This is a genomic window from Ottowia caeni (genome assembly GCF_050821495.1).
Classification (GTDB): domain Bacteria; phylum Pseudomonadota; class Gammaproteobacteria; order Burkholderiales; family Burkholderiaceae_C; genus Ottowia; species Ottowia caeni.
Map to the genome: position 1 here is coordinate 2,579,907 of NZ_CP151080.1, position 19,325 is coordinate 2,599,231.

At 60.5% G+C, this 19,325-nt stretch carries 20 protein-coding genes; 6 read left to right on the forward strand and 14 right to left on the reverse strand.

Annotated features, from left to right (window positions below; genetic code table 11):
• Nucleotides 1–14: 14 nt before the first annotated feature.
• The 6 genes from AAAK34_RS12390 to AAAK34_RS12415 form a co-directional block, all read right to left on the reverse strand.
• Nucleotides 15–3,203, reverse strand: coding sequence for a CusA/CzcA family heavy metal efflux RND transporter (locus AAAK34_RS12390; RefSeq protein WP_231693320.1), 3,189 nt, complete (start codon nt 3,201–3,203; stop codon nt 15–17).
• Between the two features lie 15 nt (nt 3,204–3,218).
• Complete coding sequence (locus tag AAAK34_RS12395; protein WP_231693321.1) at nt 3,219–4,829, reverse strand: efflux RND transporter periplasmic adaptor subunit; 1,611 nt, start codon at nt 4,827–4,829, stop codon at nt 3,219–3,221.
• A gap of 2 nt (nt 4,830–4,831) precedes the next feature.
• Nucleotides 4,832–5,326 (reverse strand): TolC family protein, encoded by a 495-nt coding sequence (locus AAAK34_RS12400; protein ID WP_431777321.1) that lies wholly within the window; start codon nt 5,324–5,326, stop codon nt 4,832–4,834.
• The gene (locus AAAK34_RS12405) at nt 5,323–5,826 is read right to left on the reverse strand and encodes a TolC family protein (RefSeq protein ID WP_431777322.1); all 504 of its coding nucleotides are present in this window, start codon (nt 5,824–5,826) and stop codon (nt 5,323–5,325) included. The genes AAAK34_RS12400 and AAAK34_RS12405 overlap by 4 nt, the downstream gene beginning before the upstream one ends.
• Before the next feature lie 458 nt (nt 5,827–6,284).
• Complete coding sequence (locus AAAK34_RS12410) at nt 6,285–6,701, reverse strand: cation efflux protein, CzcI family (RefSeq protein WP_431777323.1); 417 nt, start codon at nt 6,699–6,701, stop codon at nt 6,285–6,287.
• A gap of 78 nt (nt 6,702–6,779) precedes the next feature.
• Nucleotides 6,780–7,118 carry a DUF4148 domain-containing protein gene (locus tag AAAK34_RS12415; protein WP_231693324.1) on the reverse strand — a complete coding sequence of 113 codons (339 nt, stop codon included), beginning with the start codon at nt 7,116–7,118 and terminating at the stop codon, nt 6,780–6,782.
• Nucleotides 7,119–7,274: 156 nt separating this feature from the next.
• Between AAAK34_RS12415 and AAAK34_RS12420 the strand changes: the two genes are divergently transcribed.
• Both AAAK34_RS12420 and AAAK34_RS12425 read left to right on the forward strand, forming a co-directional pair.
• Nucleotides 7,275–7,961 carry a heavy metal response regulator transcription factor gene (locus tag AAAK34_RS12420; RefSeq protein ID WP_231693325.1) on the forward strand — a complete coding sequence of 229 codons (687 nt, stop codon included), beginning with the start codon at nt 7,275–7,277 and terminating at the stop codon, nt 7,959–7,961.
• Nucleotides 7,958–9,292 carry a heavy metal sensor histidine kinase gene (locus tag AAAK34_RS12425; protein WP_231693326.1) on the forward strand — a complete coding sequence of 445 codons (1,335 nt, stop codon included), beginning with the start codon at nt 7,958–7,960 and terminating at the stop codon, nt 9,290–9,292. The genes AAAK34_RS12420 and AAAK34_RS12425 overlap by 4 nt, the downstream gene beginning before the upstream one ends.
• Nucleotides 9,293–9,302: 10 nt before the next feature.
• On the opposite strand, the gene cadR is transcribed toward AAAK34_RS12425, so the two are convergent.
• Together cadR and AAAK34_RS12435 are read right to left on the reverse strand one after the other, a co-directional pair.
• Complete coding sequence (gene cadR / locus AAAK34_RS12430; protein WP_231693327.1) at nt 9,303–9,806, reverse strand: Cd(II)/Pb(II)-responsive transcriptional regulator; 504 nt, start codon at nt 9,804–9,806, stop codon at nt 9,303–9,305.
• 92 nt (nt 9,807–9,898) lie between these two features.
• Nucleotides 9,899–10,036, reverse strand: coding sequence for a hypothetical protein (locus tag AAAK34_RS12435; RefSeq protein ID WP_231693328.1), 138 nt, complete (start codon nt 10,034–10,036; stop codon nt 9,899–9,901).
• Here AAAK34_RS12435 and AAAK34_RS12440 point away from each other — a divergent pair.
• A complete protein-coding gene (locus tag AAAK34_RS12440; protein WP_231693329.1) occupies nt 10,035–12,425 on the forward strand; it encodes a heavy metal translocating P-type ATPase in 2,391 nt (796 codons plus the stop codon). The two genes, AAAK34_RS12435 and AAAK34_RS12440, sit on opposite strands and share 2 nt — an antisense overlap.
• Before the next feature lie 68 nt (nt 12,426–12,493).
• Here AAAK34_RS12440 and AAAK34_RS12445 read toward each other — a convergent pair whose 3' ends face one another.
• The 3 genes from AAAK34_RS12445 to AAAK34_RS12455 all read right to left on the reverse strand — a co-directional run bounded on the left by AAAK34_RS12445 (nt 12,494) and on the right by AAAK34_RS12455 (nt 14,106).
• The gene (locus AAAK34_RS12445; RefSeq protein WP_231693330.1) at nt 12,494–13,150 is read right to left on the reverse strand and encodes a thioredoxin domain-containing protein; all 657 of its coding nucleotides are present in this window, start codon (nt 13,148–13,150) and stop codon (nt 12,494–12,496) included.
• Nucleotides 13,147–13,563 carry a disulfide bond formation protein B gene (locus AAAK34_RS12450; protein ID WP_431777324.1) on the reverse strand — a complete coding sequence of 139 codons (417 nt, stop codon included), beginning with the start codon at nt 13,561–13,563 and terminating at the stop codon, nt 13,147–13,149. Before AAAK34_RS12450 ends, AAAK34_RS12445 begins: the two co-directional genes overlap by 4 nt.
• Nucleotides 13,564–13,752: 189 nt before the next feature.
• On the reverse strand, nt 13,753–14,106 hold the full coding sequence (locus AAAK34_RS12455) for a hypothetical protein (RefSeq protein ID WP_431777325.1): 354 nt from the start codon (nt 14,104–14,106) through the stop codon (nt 13,753–13,755).
• Nucleotides 14,107–14,484: 378 nt separating this feature from the next.
• On the opposite strand from AAAK34_RS12455, the gene AAAK34_RS12460 reads away from it, so the two are divergent.
• Nucleotides 14,485–14,649, forward strand: coding sequence for a zinc ribbon domain-containing protein (locus AAAK34_RS12460; RefSeq protein WP_231693364.1), 165 nt, complete (start codon nt 14,485–14,487; stop codon nt 14,647–14,649).
• 215 nt (nt 14,650–14,864) lie between these two features.
• Nucleotides 14,865–15,203, forward strand: coding sequence for a DUF4148 domain-containing protein (locus AAAK34_RS12465; protein WP_231693331.1), 339 nt, complete (start codon nt 14,865–14,867; stop codon nt 15,201–15,203).
• Between the two features lie 213 nt (nt 15,204–15,416).
• Here the strand turns inward: AAAK34_RS12465 and AAAK34_RS12470 are convergent, their stop codons facing one another.
• Nucleotides 15,417–15,707: a helix-turn-helix domain-containing protein gene (locus tag AAAK34_RS12470; RefSeq protein WP_231693332.1), complete on the reverse strand. Its 291-nt coding sequence runs from the start codon at nt 15,705–15,707 to the stop codon at nt 15,417–15,419.
• Between the two features lie 105 nt (nt 15,708–15,812).
• Between AAAK34_RS12470 and AAAK34_RS12475 the strand changes: the two genes are divergently transcribed.
• Nucleotides 15,813–16,217, forward strand: a complete 405-nt coding sequence (locus AAAK34_RS12475; protein ID WP_231693333.1) for a hypothetical protein — start codon at nt 15,813–15,815, stop codon at nt 16,215–16,217.
• Between the two features lie 47 nt (nt 16,218–16,264).
• Here AAAK34_RS12475 and AAAK34_RS12480 read toward each other — a convergent pair.
• Both AAAK34_RS12480 and AAAK34_RS12485 read right to left on the reverse strand, forming a co-directional pair.
• A protein-coding gene (locus AAAK34_RS12480) for an IS3 family transposase (RefSeq protein WP_231693334.1) occupies nt 16,265–17,412 on the reverse strand; the annotation gives its coding sequence in 2 pieces (ribosomal slippage) (nt 16,265–17,151 and nt 17,151–17,412; 1,149 coding nt in all).
• Between the two features lie 143 nt (nt 17,413–17,555).
• Entirely contained in the window at nt 17,556–19,244 is a 1,689-nt protein-coding gene (locus tag AAAK34_RS12485) for an IS1634 family transposase (protein ID WP_431777326.1), read from the reverse strand.
• Nucleotides 19,245–19,325: the final 81 nt, after the last annotated feature.

Below are 19,325 nucleotides of genomic sequence, written 5' to 3' on the forward strand. Positions count from 1 at the left end.
GGGGCCTTTCACAACTACACGGGAGCGGGCACGTCCGGCGGGTGCGAGGGTTCTGCCGAAACGTCCTCATCTTTCTCATCAGGCCTGTGGGCCAGACGGTAAAGAATCGGCAGCACGAGCAGCGTGAGCAATGTGGAAGAGAGAATTCCGCCGATCACTACCGTTGCCAAAGGCCGCTGGACTTCGGCGCCGGTGCCTGTGGCAATGGCCATGGGAATGAAGCCCAGCGATGCTACGAGCGCTGTCATGAGCACTGGCCGCAACCGGGTCAAAGCGCCTTCGCGAATCGCTTCATCAAGCCCGACACCGTCCTCCCTCAAGCTGCGGATGTAGGAAATCATCACCAGCCCGTTGAGCACCGCTACCCCTGAGAGCGCGATGAACCCAACGGCCGCCGATATTGACATCGGAATGTCGCGAAGCCAAAGCGCCAGGATGCCGCCCGTCAAAGCGAATGGGATGCCGGTGAAGACCAGCAGACCATCCTTGGCGTTGCCAAACATCGCGAACAGCAGCACGAAGACCAGCAGCAGGGAGACGGGAACAACAATCTGCAGGCGCTTCGTGGCCGATTGCAAGTTCTCGAAGGTTCCGCCCCAGCTTGTCCAGTAGCCCGTAGGGATCTTGATCTGCGCCAGGCCTTGCTCGGCCTCCGCGACAAAGGAACCGACATCGCGTCCACGCACGTTGGTGCTGACCACAATACGTCGCTTGCCGTTCTCGCGGCTGACCTGGTTGGGACCGGGCGCAAGCTCGAACGTGGCGACTTCACCCAGTGGAATGAAGTTGGTCTTGGCGTCCGTGCCAGTCCCAGATCGCGGCAATGGGATGGGCAACCGCTTCATCCCTTCCAGATCGTTGCGCAGTGCCTCGGGGAGGCGAACAAGGATGTCGAACCGACGGTCGCCTTCGAACATCGTGCCGGCCTCGCGCCCGCCGATGGCCGTGGCCACGGTGTCCTGGATGTCAGCAACGTTCAGTCCATAGCGCGCTGCCTTCTGGCGGTCGATGTTCACCGTGAGCATTGGAAGGCCGGTCGTCTGCTCGACCTTGACTTCCGAGGAGCCTTGGATCTTCTGCAGCATCGCAGAGACCTCTTCGGCGGACTTGTTCAGCACGTCCATGTCGTCGCCGAAGATCTTTACCGCCACGTCACTGCGCACACCCGAAATCAGCTCGTTGAAACGCAGCTGAATGGGTTGAGAGAACTCATAGTTGTTGCCAGGAATTTTCCCAAGGACTTCCTGTATCGCGGCGAGCAACTCGTCCCGGGTCTTGCGTGGCTCAGGCCATTCATCCATGGGCTTGAGCATGATGTACCCGTCCGAGATGTTCGGCGGCATCGGGTCCGAAGCAATCTCTGCAGTACCAGTTCTGGCGAAGATGCGTTCGATCTCGGGAAATTTCGCCTTCAAGGTCCGTTCGATCTGCTGCTGCATTGCAACCGACTGGGACAAGCTGGTGCCCGGAATGCGCAGCGCCTGGATGGCAAGATCACCCTCATTGAGGTTGGGAACGAATTCGCTGCCCATGCGGGTGGCGATCAATCCGCACAAGACCACAGCGACCGCGGCAATGGTGAGAACCAGCGTTTTGGCGCCCATCACGCGATCGAGCAGCGGGGCGTACATGCGCTTGGCATAGCCAAGGAGAAAATTCTCCTTCTCGCTGACCCGATTGCCAATGAAAAGCGCAACGGCTGCCGGAATGAACGTCACCGACAAAATCATCGCGCCGAGCAGCGCGGCGACCACGGTGAACGCCATCGGGTGGAACATCTTTCCTTCAACGCCCGTGAGCGCGAAGATGGGCAGGTACACCACCATGATGATCAGTTGCCCGAACAGCAAGGGGCGGCGCGACTCTTGGGACGCGAGGAACACTTCATGGAAGCGCTCTGCCCGGGTCAGCGGCCGCCCGTGATGCGCTTGTGCGTGGGCAAGACGCCGAACACAGTTCTCAACGATCACAACGGCGCCGTCAATGATGATGCCGAAGTCCAGTGCCCCCAGACTCATCAGGTTGGCACTCACCTTGTACTGGACCATGCCCGTGAACGTGAAGAGCATCGACAAGGGAATGACCATTGCGGTAATGATCGCTGCGCGGATGTTCCCCAGGAACAGAAACAGGATCACGATCACGAGAACCGCGCCTTCCAGCAGGTTCTTCTTCACCGTGTTGATAGCCTTGTCGACGAGAACGGTACGGTCGTAGACCGTCACCGCGTGCACGCCTTCAGGAAGGCTCTTGTTGACTTCCACCATCTTCTTGTCCACCGCTTGGGAGACGGTCCGGCTGTTTTCGCCAATCAGCATGAACACGGTACCGAGAACCACTTCCCGTCCGTTGTCCGTTGCAGCTCCAGTCCGAAGCTCCCGGCCAATGCCCACTTCGGCCACGTCCTTGACGCGCACAGGAACACCGTTGGCACTGCTGAGGATCACGTTGCCGATGTCTTCCAGGGATTTCACCTGGCCAGGTGCGCGGATGAGGTACTGCTCGCCGCGCTTTTCGATATAGCCGGCGCCCACGTTGCCGTTGTTGCGGTCCAGGGCGGTGACCACATCCTGCAGCGTCACGCCCAGTGAAGCTAGGCGCTCGGGGATTGGCGCTATCTGATACTCCTTGGCAAAGCCACCGATGGAGTTGATTTCCGTCACGCCTGGAACGTTGCGCAGCTGCGGTTTGATGATCCAGTCCTGGATTTCTCGCAGGTCTGTGGGGGTGTAGGGTGAGCCGTCCGGCTTCTTTGCTCCGTCCTTGGTTTCGACGGTCCAGAGATAGATTTCCCCCAGCCCGGTCGAGATGGGCCCCAGCGCCGGCGTGATGCCTGCAGGCAGTTTGTCCCGGGCCTCCTGGATGCGCTCGTTAACGAGTTGGCGAGCGAAATAGATGTCGGTGCCGTCCTTGAAGATGACAGTGACCTGCGACAGTCCATACCGCGAAAGCGACCGCGTCTGATCCAGGTTCGGCAGGCCGGCCATGACCGTCTCAATCGGGTATGTGACCCGCTGCTCGGTCTCAAGGGGCGAGTACCCGGCCGCCTGCGTGTTGATCTGGACCTGGACGTTCGTGATGTCGGGCACGGCGTCAATAGGCAGCTTCTGGTAGCTGAAGACGCCGAAGGCCGCCATTGCGAAGGCCGCAAGCAGCACCAGCCATCGCTGCTCGATGGAGAATCGAATGAGTTTTTCAAACATGTATGGGCTCCGGGATCAGTGCGTGTGTTCGGCAGATCCCTTGCCGAGCTCAGACTTCACGACGAAGCTGCCAGTCGAGGCGTAAGGCATGCCGGCCTTGAGGCCCCCAAGGACCTCGATCCGCTTGCCATCGCTGCGGCCCAGCTTCACGGGCTGAGCAATGAACCCACCGTTGACCTTGAGAAAGACAACGGGCTTGTCTCCAAGGTTCTGTACCGCGTCAGCCGAGATCGTCACGGGTGCCGCCGTTTCTTCAGAAATAACCTCGACGTTCACGAACAGGCCGGGGCGCCAGGCGCCCTTGGGATTGTCCAGAACCACGCGGGCTTTGGCTGTGCGGGTTTGCTCGCCGATCAGCGCGCCCACAAAAGCGACCGTACCCGTGGCCGAGGCATCGAACGCAGTGGCCTTGATGGTGACTTTCTCGCCCACCCGCACCGACGGCAGATCCTTCGCTGGAAGGTTGATTTCAGCCCACACGGTGGAGAGGTCCGAGACGGTGAACACGGCAGCATCTTCCTTGACGGCTTCGCCCAGGCTCAGATGCTTCTCGATGATGATCCCATCAAAGGGCGCACGCAACTCAATGCGATTGAGACCAGACGCCGACGAGGTGGACAGGCCCAGCGCACTCAGCTTTTGATTAGCGTTGGCCACAGCCACCTCTGCTTCGCTCAATGCCTGCTTGGCCTGTAAGTAGTCCTGTTCAGCCGATACCTTCTGCTCCCACAGCTTCTTTTCACGCTCGTAAGTCGTCTTGGCCAGCGCCAGGCGCTTGTGGGCCGTCTGCAGCTCGCTGCGTTGTTCCGAGGCAGTGGGGCTGGCAATGGCAGCCAGGACTTGTCCCTTCTTGACGACCTGGCCGAGGCTGGCGCTGACGCTTTCCACCACGCCGGCGAGTCGCGGGACGACGTGCGAGGTGCGGTCTTCGTTGAGCTTTATCTCGCCAGGCAACAAAAGTGCTGTCTTGATATTGGCAGGGGATGTCGTATCCACCGTGATCGAGGCAGCCTTGATCTGAGCGTCTGCCAATTCAACCTTGCCCTCTTCCTTGCTCATCACGAACATGAAGGGCTCGGTGGCCGTCTGCGCAATGATTTCGATCTCAAATGCATGGGGTTCGGGAACGATTTCCTTACTGACCAGGCTGTCTTTTTCCTGGATGAAAGTCAGCTTCTGCTTTTCGTCGGTTAGGCGGGTCACTGTTGCGGTGACCGTCGCGGCATTCAGGGGCAGCGCCTTGTCCTTGTCGAACAACCAGATGCGCAGCCGAGGTTCTCCGCCGTCCTCAGACAGTAGCGCCTCCAGGCTGAAATCCCCTTCTTTGAAGACGGTGCCGCCGTGGGCGCCCTTGGTTTCACTCTTTTCGTGGTGCTCGCCGTCCGCATGGCCCTTGTCATCGTCGTGGCCCTTTTCGCCGCCCTTGCCATGGTGCTCACCATCACCGTGCCCCTTGGCCTCGGTGTGGCCGCCGTGGCCATGACCATCACCCTCTGCTGCCGCGGCTTTGGGCTTGCCGCCGCCCTGCAAGATGAAGGTTCCCGCCCCGCCCCCCAATGCGAGGACGATGGCAATGGCGATCATGTGCTTTTTGCTGATAAAGGATTTGCTGGTGTTCATGGTCATTCTCAGTTCTGCTTTGTTGTCTGGCCGGGATCGATACGGCCGCCGAGCAGGCGATCAACATCGGCCGCTGCGCGATGCGCCTCGCCAAGTGCTTTGAGGTACTGGGACTTGGCGGTGAAGTAGGTGCGCTGCGCATCGAGCACCTCCAGGAAATTGAACTTGCCGTTCTCAAAGCCAATGGTGGCCGCGTCATAAGCTGACTTCGCCCCCGGAAGCACGTCCTGCTGCAGAGATTGGATCTCTACAGCGATCGTCGCAAGTCGCTCCCGGGCCTGCGCCACTTCGCTATGCAGGCGCACGGTGGCCCCCTGCAACTCATCACGCGCTTTGTCCTCAAGCTTTAGTGCTTCGAGGAGATTGCCCTGGTTGCGGTCAAACACGGGGAGAGGCACAGAGACACCGAAAAGAAGAACGTTTCGCTGCATCTCGTTGCTGCGCTGCATGCCAACACTGACGGTGACATCGGGCACCCGCTTGCTTTGTTCCAGGTCGGTCAATGCCTTGCGCCGATCCACCTCGATTCTCGCCAGGACAACGGCTGGCGAAGAAGAAATGAGAGGCTGAAGATCGGCGAGGTTCGGTACAGGGGGAGGTTTCCAGCCTTTCCCTCCAGGACCGTGAAAGGCACGTCGATCTTTCCCAATAGCGCAAATAGACGGGACAGGGCGTTGCGTTCTTCACTCGCAGCCTGGGCGAGCTCAACGCGAATACCAGCTTCTGCAACGCGGGCCTTGGACTCTTCGACGGGCGAGATCTTGCCGGCGGCCACCCGCTTGGCGACAGTATCCGTTGAAGACTTGGCCAGTGCCACGCTGTCCCTGGCGAGCACCAGGCGCTCCTGCGCCGTCAGCACATCAAAGTAGGCAGCAGCCACATTGGCCCGCACAGTAGCCTTCAATTCGGTGAGTTGGGCTTGCGCCTGCTCGCGGGATTTTTCAGCTGCCTTGGTGCGCGCGGCACGCTTTCCCCCAATTCCACTGGGAAGTTGAGCTGCCAACTTTGCGTGCGCGTTTTGGAGCGTGCGTCTTCCAGCGAGTAGGCGAGCTCTGGATTGGGGCGTGCGCGTCCTTGCAGAACTTGCCCCTCGGTTGCCTCTAGCTGGCGCGTCGCCGCTGCCACCTCGGGATTTCCCTCCAAAGCCAATTCAATTGCCTGGGTTAGCGACAGCGGCGTAGGTGGTGCTGTTATAGCAGTCAGAGGTGCATCTTCGCCGCCGATAGGGCGTTGCGACACACCCTGCGAAAAAGCACCGCTAGAAGCGGCCAGCAATATGGCCGCTGCGCTTGTTGCGAGTCTAATTTTCTTGCGGCCGCGCCATGCGTCCGGCTTTCCTTGAAGGCAAATACCTTTGAACATCCGATTCTCCAGTGATTTCAAAGCACGAAGGAATCGGCGGGACGGCAACCGTGCAGTTGCCTGGCAATTCGTCACTCATCACAGCCACGGTACGCGCAACTACATCCGCCTGTAGGGCGGACACGAATGGCTGACGGAAGGAGAGATGCCCCGCCGATTAGGTGAGGACTGACCACCGAGGGCGGTCAGGGGAGTGAGTGTTACTTCAGCAAGTCGCACATAGGGCAGAGCACCCACATTGCTATCGTGAGAAGTACCTTGCTTGGCATAGGCAAAGTTGAGGGCGCCGATGCCGGCGCCATGGCAAACCCAGCAATCAACATCAAACTGGTCGGCGTTTTGCCCGCTCTTGTCTGCCTGGCCGACCACGCTTTCGGCCTCATGCTTGTGTTCATGATGCCCCACGTGTTGCGTCTGAGTTGTCGCACTTTCATGCATGCAATAAGCAGCAACCGCGGACCAGCTGAACTGAAACGGTAGCAATGCAAGCATAAAAATAGCTATCAAGCGGCGCATTTTTTGAGTCTAGCACGCGACTATGGAGTCTTCGTGTGGGGCACGGATGGACTCTGGATAGAGGTATGCGTTGAAAAATCAGCCGCCCGTGCCGTACAGTTCCTGGATACGCTGTTTCTCAGCGGCAGACATATTCAGATATTCCTGTTGCACCTGCTCGCGCGTCTTTGAGGGGCCCGTTGCCTTAACGGGCACAGCACCTCCGCGCTGGAGGATAGCGAGCGTTCCGTCCTTGCGGGCGGCAGCCACCGATTCAAGCACGTCGCTACGGGACAAAGAGCTTTGAAAATGGTCGGAATGGGTGGTAAATCCCATTTCGCCACCCGCGGGGTGGTAGAAGGAAGAAGCCGATGCCAGGCCGGGAGCCGCAATGGCGAGAGCGAACAGTGAAAGGGCGAGAGGTTTGCGGATGATCATAGGGGTGTTCCTTGCTTGTGGTGAGCCTTCGGCGACTTGCCTCGGCCATGCCTTGCGACATGGGTGAACTGTAGAAAGCTGCCCGCGACAGGATGCCAACAGCCACATGACAAGTTTGTAATCTACGAACGGCCTCCATTCTTAGAGAATGGGACTATGAAAATCTTGCTCATTGAAGACGAAGTCAAGCTTGCCGAATACCTGCGCAAGGGCCTTGGAGAGGTCGGCTATGTAGTGGACGTGGCCAACAATGGTGTGGATGGGCTGCACATGGCGCTTGAAGGCGCGCACGACCTACTGGTGCTGGACGCGATGCTTCCTGGGATCGACGGTTTCAGCCTTCTTACCGCTTTTCGCAAATCCAGGCAGACACCGGTCTTGATGCTGACAGCGCGGGTCAGCGTCGAGGACCGAGTGCTGGGACTGCAGACGGGTGCTGACGATTACCTGGTCAAGCCCTTCGCGTTTTCCGAATTGAACGCACGCATCCAGGTGCTGTTGAGGCGCACCCATGGCGCGCGCGATGCGGCAGAGCCCACGCAATTGCGCCTCGTCGATCTTGAACTGGACCTGGTGCGGCGCAAGGCGTCCCGCGGCGGTCAGCGGTTGGAGCTGACCGCAAAAGAGTTCCTGCTTCTGACGCTGTTCCTGCGAAGGAAAGGCGAGGTACTGTCTCGCACCGAGATTGCGGAGCAGGTGTGGGACATGCACTTCGACAGCGAAACCAACGTAGTGGAGGTCGCTATTCGTCGCTTGCGAAGCAAGATAGACAAACCTTTTGACACTGCGCTGCTGCACACCATCCGCGGCATGGGCTACATCATGGAAGAGCGCAACGGATGAAGGCGCTGGTCCAACACCACTCATTGCGCCAGCGATTGTCGTGGTGGCTGGCTCTGCAGAGCTTTGCCGGGCTCGGGCTGGTCTGTCTGGCCGTGTATCTGGTGACCGAGTACAATTTTCGGGATCGGCAGGAAGACACGCTGGCACAAAAGGAAAACGTCATCCGGCATCTGTTGGCCGATGGCAAGGGGCACAGGGAGTCAGAGGACCTTGTACACAAGCTTGACGATTTCCTGGTGGGGCATGGAGATCTGTCACTTGAAGTGAATCAGGCCGATGGCAACGTGCTCTACGCGCACACCCGCAACCAGAGTGCGAAGGCAGTATGGCGCCAACAGGAGTTCGAGGTGGCGCCCCTCGAAGGTTCGACATCGAAGGTTCTTCGGGTTCAGCTATCGCTGGACATCCAGGCCGACAACTTATTGCTGCATCGGCTCGCAGTCACTCTGCTGGTGGCCGCCATTGGCGGGGCCATTGTCGTTTCGCTTGGCGGCTTCTCCCTGGTCAACCTCGGCTTGGCGCCTGTGCGAAGACTGGCCGCCCAAACGCGAGCCCTGTCGGCGGACAATCTGCACCATCGACTGGATGGCGACGAGCAGCCGCTCGAACTCGTTCCCCTGATCGATCAGTTCAATGCGCTCCTCGCACGCATCGAGACGGCCTACTCCCAGATGGAGGGCTTCAATGCGGACGTGGCCCACGAGCTGTGCACGCCACTGGCCACACTCATCGCCAACAATGAGCTGGCGCTAAGGCGCCCTGAACAGGCGGACATGCGGGAGGTACTTGCTTCCAACCTGGAGGAGCTGCATCGCCTGACCGGCATCGTGAACGACATGCTCTTTCTATCCCAAGCGGATCGGGGCGTGGGGGCACGCCGCGCTCCGGTATTAAGCCTTGCGTCGGTAGCTACAGATGTGCTGGACTATCATGAGGCAGCACTGGCCGAGGCAGGGCTTACCGCCAAAGTGGTTGGCGATGCCGGAGGCGCCTTTGACGTGCCACTGCTACGGCGGGCCTTGTCAAATCTGCTCGGAAATGCCACTCGTTACGCGAGGGACGGCTCGATCATTCAAATCATCATCAGGGGCTTGGATGAGGACCGTGTGCAGATCAGTGTCACCAATTGCGGCGACACCATTGATCCCCAAACACTCCCGCACATGTTTGATCGCTTCTTCCGCGCAGATCCTGCGCGTAGCCATGGGCAAAGCAACCATGGCCTCGGCCTGGCAATCGTTGGTGCAATCGCTCGCATGCACCAAGGCAAACCAGTCGCATGGTCGGAGAACGGGCTGTCGAGCGTTGGACTGGAGATCCGCGCCCAATGAACTTTGACAGTCAGCCCTTACGGTTGATGCGCAGCTGCTTGGCAGCGGCTCCGATTTCGCGATGCACGCCAGGTGGATGCGCTTCATTGGAGTTGGCTGCAGGCATGTGATTGTGTTGACGCGCCGCTGTTGCGAGGCCGCCCAAGATGCCGCAGTCCCTGGCCAGGTGACCTGGCGAACACTGCTGCTGCAGACTGCGCAGTTCCAATTCCAGCGCCTGGAGTTCCCGGATTCGCGAGACGACATGATCGATGTGCTCCTCAAGAAGCGCGTCCACAGCGCCGCAGTTCTCACCAGGTGCATCCTTGAAATGCAACAGCACGCGGATTTCATCGAGCGTCATGTCCAGGCAGCGGCAATGCCGAATAAAGGCAAGACGCTCGATGTGGCTGCCATCGTAGATTCGGTAATTGCTTTCCGTACGTATCGCCGCTGGCAGCAGACGCTCCCGCTCGTAGTAGCGAATGGTTTCTGTCTGGGTGCCGGTGGCCTTGGCCAATTCGCCGATCTTCATGGCGCATCCTTTGCAAATGGGGGTAGTGCAAGACGGTGCTGGGACGCATTTCGCGCTGTCACTTGACTTTAAGGTCACTACAGGGTTTCCAATTAGGCCATGAAACTAGAAACCAGCACCTCTTCCAACGTTGACACCTGCTGCTCAGCGGGATGCTCCAGTTCCACCTCCCCGGTCAGTGCCGCCGCAAGCAGCCCGAGCCAAGGCAAGCTGTTCAGAATTGCGACCATGGACTGCAGCGCCGAGGAGGCGGAGATCCGCCGGGCGCTGGAACCCCTGGACGGCATCCGCTCCCTGGGCTTCCAGCTCGGTGCTCGCACGCTGAAGATCGATGCGGCCGAAAGTGCATACCCTTTGGCTCTGGATGCTATTCGCAAAGCTGGCTTCGATCCGCAGCCCGTGGCCGCAGCCTTGGCCTCTAAAGGGAGCCGGGGCAAGCTGTTCAAAATAGCGACCATGGACTGCAGCGCCGAGGAGGCGGAAATCCGCCGCGCGCTGGAACCCCTGGACGGAATCCGCTCTCTGGGCTTCCAGCTCAGTGCCCGCACGCTGAAGATCGATGCGGCCGAAAGCACGTACCCCTTGGCCCTGGAGGCTATCCGCAAGGCGGGCTTCGATCCACAGCCGGTGGCCGGCGCAATGAACTCCCAGGGGGAGCAGGCAGTAGGGCCTGCCGAAGACGACGAAGGACATGGGTTCGCTGGCGGCATTTCTCGCCTGGTGGCTGCGCTTGTATTCGCCACCGGAGCGGAAGTGCTTTCCTTCTTCGCGCCTGACCAGATGGCATGGAAGGTGGCAGGTATGGCCATCGCCGCGCTCGCTATCTGGCTGGCCGGAATCGACACCTACAAGAAGGGCATCGCGGCGCTGCTGCGCGGCAAGCTCAACATCAATGCACTGATGTCGGTGGCTGTCACAGGCGCTTTCCTTATCGGCCAGTGGCCCGAGGCTGCCATGGTGATGGCCCTGTACGCCATTGCTGAGCTGATTGAGGCCAAGGCCGTGGACCGGGCTCGCAATGCGATCAAGGGGTTGCTGGAACTGGCGCCGGAAGAGGCTCTGGTGCTGGGCCCCAATGGCGCATGGTCTGCCACGCCGGTCGCCTCTGTGGCCATCGGCGCTACCGTGCGCATCAAGCCGGGTGAAAGGGTCCCGCTGGACGGCAAGGTGACGAAGGGGAACGGGGCCATCAACCAGGCCCCGGTGACTGGCGAGAGCATTCCCGTGGACAAGGCTCCTGGCGATCAGGTTTTCGCAGGCACCATCAATGAAACCGGTGAACTGGAGTTCGAGGTCACGGCCCTGTCGAGCAACACCACCTTGGCCAGAATCATTCAAGCCGTTGAGCAGGCACAAGGCACGCGCGCACCGACACAGCGCTTTGTCGACCGGTTCGCCGCGATCTACACGCCTGCGGTCTTCGCCATTGCTGTGGCGGTCGCAGTTCTCACACCGTTCCTGATGGGCCTGACCTGGCTGGAGGCGCTCTACAAGGCCCTGGTCCTGCTGGTGATCGCCTGCCCTTGCGCCTTGGTAATTTCCACGCCTGTCACGGTGGTAAGCGGACTGGCGGCCGGCGCTCGGCGCGGAATCCTCATCAAGGGCGGAACCTACCTGGAAGACGCGCGGCTCCTGAAGGCGGTGGCGCTGGACAAGACGGGCACCATCACCGAAGGTAAACCCAAGCTGGTGCAGTGGCGCGTCTGGGGCGCTGGCGATGAAGCTGCAGCCCAACAGATGGCCGCCAGCCTGGCTGGCAGATCCGATCATCCAGTGTCCAAGGCGATCATCCAGGGTCTGGAAGTACCAGGTCCGGAGGCCGAAAACTTCAAGGCCTTGCCAGGGCGCGGTGTCGAAGGCGTGGTCAATGGAGTACGCCTCGTGCTGGGCAATCACCGACTGATCCACGAACAGGGACTGTGCACCCCTGAACTGGAGGCGGAGCTTGCCATCCATGAAAAACAAGGCCGCACGGTCACGCTCCTGGCTGACGATAAGAGCGTCCTGGCCCTGTTTGCCGTCGCCGACACCATTCGCGAGACATCAAAGCAGGCCATCGTTGATCTCAAGGCGCTGGGAGTGACCTCGGTCATGCTGACCGGCGACAACACGGCCACGGCCAAGGCAATCGCGGGGCAGGCAGGGATCGATGATGCCCGCGGCGACCTGCTGCCCGAAGCCAAGCTCAACGCCATCAAAGAGATGCAAAAGCGCTACGGCGCCACCGGCATGACCGGGGACGGCATTAACGATGCACCGGCATTGGCCCAGGCCGATATCGGCTTCGCCATGGGAGGCGCGGGTACCGACACCGCCATGGAAGCGGCTGACGTGGTCATCATGAACGACAACCTGCAGCGCGTCGCCGAGACGGTGCGGCTGTCCAGGCGCACGCATGCCGTGCTCTGGCAGAACATCACCCTGGCCTTGGGCATCAAGAGCGTGTTCCTGGTAATGGCGGTGGTCGGTACCGCCACGATGTGGATGGCAGTTTTTGCGGACATGGGCGCGAGCTTGCTCGTGGTGGCCAACGGTCTGCGGCTGCTCCGTGGGACACAGGTGGATTCAGCTTCCAAGCCCAGCGGTGCAGAACCCAAGGCACATGCCCATTCCCACTGAGTGCCCCCCACAGAGCTACTGAGGAGCTAATTTGGGGACCGGCCGCGAAACAGGCAGGAGCTCTGAGGTCACTTTTTGGCCTTGGCAACCTCCTCAGACACCAGGTCAGCTAGCTGCTTTTGGCCAAAGCTGGGCAACGGCCTGCCGTTGACGAAGAATGTGGGGGTCTTGTCGGCCTTGAGGGCAGTCAGGTCCTGCACCTCCTGCCGCAACATGACCTCCAGCGCCGGCGCCGCCATGTCGGCCCGTGCCTGCTGCATGTCCAGTCCCGCTCGCTCGGCTGCCTTGTAAGCCAATTGCAGATTGGGGTCCCCATGGTCGGCCCATTGCGGCTGGGCAGCCAGCACCGACTCAAGTACTGCCAGGTACTTGTCCTGCCGACGGGCGGATTCGAGGAGCTTGACCACCTCGTCCGAGCCCTTGTGGAATGGTGCATAGCGAATGACCAGCCGGACCTGGGACGGGTATTGCCGCATCAGATCTTTCACAAAAGGGTAGAAGGCGCGGCAGGTCTCGCAGGCGGGATCGAAGAATTCCACAATGGTCACAGGTGCGTCTTGGGGTCCGAGCACGGGTGAATGCATGCGTACCAAGCGCTCGGCATGCTCAGCTGCTTGCTGCTGCTGGGCACTTTGCACCCGGCTCTGGTAGAGATACGCCCCGACCGCAAAGGCCACGAGCGCGATGCCTAGCACGAGGGCAATGATGTATTTTCTGTGGGTCATTTGGATGTTCTGCGCAGATAGAGGGAAAGAGAAATGGCAATGGCAACGAAGGCCGCCAGCGAGAGCCAGGGCAGCTCGATGCCGTAGAAGAAGTTGAGCTTCTGATCGGCGCACGATGCGCCAGCACCGCAGGGAATCCATGCTTTGGGAATCAGGCCTGCAACCAGGAGGCTGTGGTAGCCCGCAAAGGCTGCGCCCACGAGTGCCAGTGGCAAGGCATAGACGGCGCCACGGCGGTCTTCGCTGTAGAAGGCCATTCCTAGCATCAGGGCCAGCGGGAACATGGCGATGCGCTGGTACCAGCAAAGCACGCAGGGGATCATCCCCATGACTTCGCCGATAAACAGCACGCTGCCCGTGGACACCACCGCTATCAGCCAGGCCACCAAAAGCAGCACCGAGGGCCGATTCATTGATGCCCCCGGTCAATTGGCGCTTGCTGAAAGCGCCTGACATGGCCCAATTTTGTGCAGGGAATTGCGGGCGACGTGGCCCGAAGGTACTGGACATGTGTAATCCCAAAGGCATGCGAACAAGGCCGGCACATTCAGTGCCGACACGCTTGCCAGGGATCGGGGATGGATTGCCGGCCGATGCCCTGGTCAGGCCAAGGGGCGCCACTGCGGGCGTTCGGGGCGGCTGGCAGGCACCGGGGATGACAGCGGAGCTGTGCCACTGTCAAAGCGCTCGGGGCCTACCGGCGGCATTGGAATGCGCTGCGCCTGAAGTGCGTCAGCGCCCTGCGAATGGCATGTACCGCAGTCCACGTCGGTAGCCGCATCGCCAATTCGGGCGAAACCCTGATCCGCTGCTTGGCCGGGCATGGGTTCGGCCACTCTGGCATCGCTGGGCAACAGACCATGCTCGCAACAATGCAGCGCCACCAGAGGCGAAGAGCCGGGCCCCACTGCGTTGCAATACCCTGCCACAGCAGCCCAGCACAACTGCAGTGGCATCAGTACCAGAAGAAAAACAAGCAGTCGTGATCGCATACGCAAAATTGTAGTGGCATCGGCTCAGGTGCATGGGCCTGCAATAGCCAGTTTCCATGCAGAAGCGAATGATGCGATGCACCCGGGTGTCCTTGGATTTCGCCCACATTGCACTGCGATTACATGTTTGCCATCTTGTCGAGCTAGCACTCTGGGGTGCTTGACTCTCGAGTCGCTACAGCCTTTCCAATCACTTCACTGCATAGCTCAACGGAGAACGTGATGGGACTTTTTGACAAACTTTTTAGCGGCCACCATGGAAAGCGGGGCCACCACAGCAGCGACGCTGGAAACGGGGGCCACCACAGTGGTTACGGAGACAACCGCGATGCGCAACGCCCGATGTCGGGCGGCGCATGCTCGAAGTGCGGGACGGTCAGCCAGCAAGGCGCTCGGTTTTGCCCCCAGTGCGGAACGAGCATGGTCGCACCTCAGTGCACGAAGTGTTCGGCAGCACTGACGATGGATGCGCGGTTCTGCGGCGCATGTGGGCAACCCAGGACTTGAATCACAGGGCCGTTTCGTATGAGGGTCGGTGCGATGACTCGCCAGGCGCCCCACCTGATCACGAGGCGAAGGTCCGAGACATTACGAACTTGTAATCCTGCGGTGGGCAAGCTGTCGCCTTGCGGTCAGCAAACTGTCACACGTGACTCGTCGGCTGGCCAGCAGGTTGGTGCAGTTTCCGGGGCACGTTCATTCAAACCCAAGGAGATAGACACATGACAGTTCGCACCTTCCTTACGGCCTTGTCGCTTGCCGCGGTCGTTGCCCCAGCCATGGCCAGCAGCGTGATCCACCCTGCGACCACTGAGATGGGATACACGACCCACCCCGAACACGCTCAGGCGGGCAAGTCGCGCGACCAAGTTCTCGTAGAGATGGAGCAGTCCAAGAGTGATGGCCTGTGGCAATACCATCGGTTTGGTGCACCGGTTCCCGTGAAGGGAACGGCCTCGACCCGCGACGAAGTGCTGGCTGACCTGGAGCGTTCACAAAAGCATCCAAGCTGGGCACTGCGCCGCGTCGGTGCTCCAGTGCCGAGCGTGCCGGCACCCTGAAGTCAGCCGTCGCCTGGACGGCGATGCGTTGCGCACCCGTGCCGAAAAAAACGCAGCACAGCGGGGGTTGAACTGGGTTCAGCTGCATTCCCCTTGGGACCCTCGCGTCTTATTCTCCTGCGGAGCTTGAATCCGAGGTCTCGTTTCCCAACAGTCGTGGCCGTTGCTGGCTTTGCGGTGCAGTCATTACCTGCATCACGGCCTTCAGGCGAATCAACCGAGCTCCGACATTTCTCGTCTGACCAGCTTCTGTATTTCCTGCACATCCTCGGGACGCGCAGATTCCGCATACGCCATGGTCAGCAGCGTGAGCGGATGCACCTTCAGGGTGTGTGCGAGCTGCTCGATCTTGGCGAGCGTGGGACTTTGGATGCCGCGTTCCAGCGTGCTCAGATAAGTCCGGCTAGAGACCAGTCCAAAATCTTCCTGCGTAAGGCCACGAGCCGCGCGCGCTGCTTTGAGGGCAGCTGGCAGCTTGTTGTGGATCACTTTGGCAGAGGGCATCCCTCGATTACCAAATAATGAATACCATAAGACTACAATCTATAGTGTTCATTGACGGTTGCGATCCAAGTTATGTTTCTCACGCACAGCGCGAATACCCACCCCATGTCAAAGTGGATCGAAAGCAGTGAGATCACCTATTGGTCCGCAGTCGAGTTGGCCTTGAGCGTTCCTTGGTTCATGGTGCAACTGCGCCGAAATTCGACGCCGAAAGAAAGCAGCGATATGCTTCTTTCGGGAGTTCAAGAACTGCTGCAACTCGTGGAAACGCAGTCTGCAGACGCATGTGAGGTGACCTCGGTGAGCCTGGTGTCACCCGCGCATATGAATGGCGGAACTGGCTGGAAGCTCGAACCGCTTGCGGCACTGTGGGAAGCAGAAGAGCCGGATGCGCAGGGGCAGACCGCAGACGTGTACGAGTTGGCGTCGGGCACCTTCTACGCTCGTTCGGCGTTTGGAACGCCACTAGACAATCTGCGCAAGATCCAGGTGATTGCGGATTTCCGCTAACGGCTGGCAGGAACTACTGGGCTGCTGCCGGTTCCGTTGACACCGACCTAAGCTTCTTGAGCTTTCTCGAACTGTACGGGACTGAGATAGCCGAGCGTCGAATGCCGGCGCGTCGGGTTGTAGAAGCACTCGATGTAGTCGAACACATCTGAACGGGCCTGCCCTCGTGTGCGGTACACCTTCCTGGCCGTGCGCTCGGTCTTGAGGGAGCTGAAGAAGCTCTCCATGGCCGAGTTGTCCCAGACCTCACCGGCCCGGCTCATGCTGCAAGTGATGCCTTGTTCATCCAGCAGCTTCTGGAAGTGCTCGCTGGTGTATTGGCTGCCCTGGTCCGAGTGATGCAACAAGGCCACCGGCTTGCCTCGCCGCCACACGGCCATCATCAGCGCATCCACCACGAGCTGCGAGGTCATGCTCTCCTGCATCGACCAGCCCACGATGCGCCGCGAGTACAGGTCCAGCACCGCCGCCACGTACAGCCAGCCCTCGGCTGTCCAGATGTAGGTGAAGTCGGCTACCCACTTCTGGTTCGGGCCATCGGCCCGGAACTGGCGGTCCAGCACGTTATCGGCCACCGCGCCGCGCGTGCCCCGGTCCTTGGGCAGTCCACGTCGTCGGGGCCTGGCTCGTAGTGCCTGCTCTCGCATGAGTCGCTCGATGCGGTGCAGACCACAGGCTTGACCTTGCTCCAACACGTCGTGCCACACACGGCGCGCGCCGTAGGTGCGGTCGCTGCGCACGAAGCTCTGGTGGACCTGCGCGCCCAGCACTTCATCGCTGAGGCTGCGCTGGCTCCTGGGCCGTGTGAGCCACGCGTAGAAGCCACCCCGCGAGACACCGAGCGCCTCGCACATCAGATTGACCGGCCAGGCCCCTCGGTGTTTCGCCACGAAGCCGAACTTCACATCGACTCCTTCGCGAAGTAGGCCGCGGCTTTTTTCAGGATGTCGCGCTCCATCTTGAGCTTGGCAACCTCCTTGCGCAGTCGCGCTATCTCCGCGTCCTGGGCCTTCTGCTTGCCGTTGCCAGGGAACGCCTCCTGGGGCTCCTCTCGCAACTCACGAACCCACTTGCGCAGCACGTTCTCGTGAACGTCCAGGTCCTTGGCTGCCTGGGCCACAGCCACGCCACGCTCGGTGACCAACCTGACCGCCTCGAGCTTGAACTCGCGGCTGAATGTCCTTCTTCTCTCCATGAACCACCTCCGGTTTCATCTTCCACCTTAACAAGGTGTCATCGAAACCGGCAGCAGCCCAGGGCTCACAACGCTGAGCACCCGAGTTCGACACGAAGCGCTGTAAGTGTTTGATTTCCTTAGAAACCGTTCTCATCTTGCCACTACAAGAGGCTTAACTGGGTGTCTGGGTTAGGGCTCCTGACGTTCAGAGCGGCCAGCACGCTGGCCTGGCCTCGGTGGATGGTGGAGATGCCTGCGATGGGCACGCCTTCGTTGATTGACACGCTTTGCCGCTGAATGCGCCGCAGTTGCGCCAGGGCCATCTCGGGTGACGCACTGTGACCGGCCGCTTTCAGCCGCTGGCGCATCACGCGGTACAGAATCAAGGCCATGAAACAGATGCTGGCGTGCGCACGGATGCGCTCGGGCAACCGGTGGTACACCGGCGCAATCTCGATCTCGGACTTCAGCACTCTGAAGCCGCGCTCGATGTCGGCCAGACTCTTGTAGCGCTGCACAATCTCGGCAGGACTGAGGTCAGCCACGTTGGTGACCAACAGCAGCTTGCCATCCATCATTTGCGCCCGGGCCAAGGCCTTGGCATCAATCTCGTAAGTGAAGAGCTCAGACTTCAGATCGACCTTGACGATCTTGGTCAGATGAGCCTCGGCCACTTCGTGAAAGAAGCGCGCCTTGGCCCCGGAGTCACTGAGCTTGCGCCCGCGGTGAACCTCCCCCGCATCCTGCCCGTCGAGCTTGCCAGCCAACTGCTCAGCCCGCGCCTGCAGCGCCGCAATGCGCGTCGCGCGAAGGGCAGTCTGCTCCTGCGCACGCACGGGGTCGTGCGCCACCACTAGGCGGTGGCCTTCCCACTTCGCTTGCGTGATCGTCTCGCTGCTGTGCGCCTGCGCCTGGGCATGTAAGGGTTCAAGCAGTTCGGCGAACTCGCCATACCGGCGACCCGGCACGGCCAGGATGAACTCCAGGGGCTGCCCACTGGGCAGGCTGATGCGGGTGAGCTCGGCCAGGTTATCCACCGACAGCAAGCCCCGGTCGGCCACCATCACCAGGCGGCGAATGTGCGGGTAGCGCGCCAGCACCTTGCGCACGGTGGGCAGCATCGTCGGCGCCTCGGCCGTATTGCCATCAAACACCTCGTGGTAGATCGGCATGCCGTCGGCAGTCTGCACCACGCCCAGCAGGAACTGCCGTGCAATGCCGCCCTCCTTGGACATTCCGAAGTGGCGCACATCGCCCTGCTGAACACTCAGGCCTTCGCTTCGGATGGTGGTCAAATCGTAGAACACCACCGAAAGCTCGTCATCGATCAGCGGTCGCAGCAGGTGGGCCACGCAATCATCGACCGCTCCCTGGTGATCGATCAGGGCATCCATGCTGCGCAGCAGGTGCTGATGAGTGATCTTGCTGGGCTCTACCCCGGGCATCGAGACGGTCTGCAACCAGCGCAGTGCACCCAGCTTGGAATCGGCATCGCACAGACGGTTGAAGACCATCACGCGGATGGCGTGCTCCACCGCAGTGGTGTAGCGAGCCCGGCGGAATACGCCAGCCAGGGCATCAAAACCCAGCTCACGCCAGAGCTGATCGAGCGCCCAGACATCACCCAGAGCCAAAGCCGATTCGAACTTGATCTGCGGGGTGGCCACATCCGCGCTGCGGCCCTTGGCCCGCAGCAGCGTGGCGAGCACCGCATCGACTTGGCCGCCGTCCTCATCCACACGCCCAAGCGTGGTGACGGTGCGCTGGCGCGGCGTGCCGCTGGCGTCCCGGAAGGACTCCATCAACTGAGCGTAAGTGTGGCCGCCCGAGCGGGTGAGCTTGACGAACATGGTGCTCCTCAGTGTAGGACAAATCAAAAATATTGCCAACACCAACACCATGAAAGATTGCCACTACAGAAAATTCAGAAA

Bases quoted from the DNA above. Each gene is read 5' to 3' on its own strand.
- cadR (WP_231693327.1), bottom strand. From the start codon at position 9,806: ATGAAGATCGGCGAATTGGCCAAGGCCACCGGCACCCAGACAGAAACC.
- AAAK34_RS12445 (WP_231693330.1), bottom strand. From the start codon at position 13,150: ATGACCCACAGAAAATACATCATTGCCCTCGTGCTAGGCATCGCGCTC.
- AAAK34_RS12395 (WP_231693321.1), bottom strand. From the start codon at position 4,829: ATGACCATGAACACCAGCAAATCCTTTATCAGCAAAAAGCACATGATC.
- AAAK34_RS12460 (WP_231693364.1), top strand. From the start codon at position 14,485: ATGTCGGGCGGCGCATGCTCGAAGTGCGGGACGGTCAGCCAGCAAGGC.
- AAAK34_RS12440 (WP_231693329.1), top strand. From the start codon at position 10,035: ATGGACTGCAGCGCCGAGGAGGCGGAGATCCGCCGGGCGCTGGAACCC.
- AAAK34_RS12475 (WP_231693333.1), top strand. From the start codon at position 15,813: ATGTCAAAGTGGATCGAAAGCAGTGAGATCACCTATTGGTCCGCAGTC.
- AAAK34_RS12420 (WP_231693325.1), top strand. From the start codon at position 7,275: ATGAAAATCTTGCTCATTGAAGACGAAGTCAAGCTTGCCGAATACCTG.
- AAAK34_RS12415 (WP_231693324.1), bottom strand. From the start codon at position 7,118: ATGATCATCCGCAAACCTCTCGCCCTTTCACTGTTCGCTCTCGCCATT.
- AAAK34_RS12390 (WP_231693320.1), bottom strand. From the start codon at position 3,203: ATGTTTGAAAAACTCATTCGATTCTCCATCGAGCAGCGATGGCTGGTG.
- AAAK34_RS12465 (WP_231693331.1), top strand. From the start codon at position 14,865: ATGACAGTTCGCACCTTCCTTACGGCCTTGTCGCTTGCCGCGGTCGTT.
- AAAK34_RS12450 (WP_431777324.1), bottom strand. From the start codon at position 13,563: ATGAATCGGCCCTCGGTGCTGCTTTTGGTGGCCTGGCTGATAGCGGTG.
- AAAK34_RS12425 (WP_231693326.1), top strand. From the start codon at position 7,958: ATGAAGGCGCTGGTCCAACACCACTCATTGCGCCAGCGATTGTCGTGG.
- AAAK34_RS12410 (WP_431777323.1), bottom strand. From the start codon at position 6,701: ATGCGCCGCTTGATAGCTATTTTTATGCTTGCATTGCTACCGTTTCAG.
- AAAK34_RS12470 (WP_231693332.1), bottom strand. From the start codon at position 15,707: ATGCCCTCTGCCAAAGTGATCCACAACAAGCTGCCAGCTGCCCTCAAA.
- AAAK34_RS12485 (WP_431777326.1), bottom strand. From the start codon at position 19,244: ATGTTCGTCAAGCTCACCCGCTCGGGCGGCCACACTTACGCTCAGTTG.
- AAAK34_RS12435 (WP_231693328.1), bottom strand. From the start codon at position 10,036: ATGGTCGCAATTCTGAACAGCTTGCCTTGGCTCGGGCTGCTTGCGGCG.
- AAAK34_RS12455 (WP_431777325.1), bottom strand. From the start codon at position 14,106: ATGCCACTGCAGTTGTGCTGGGCTGCTGTGGCAGGGTATTGCAACGCA.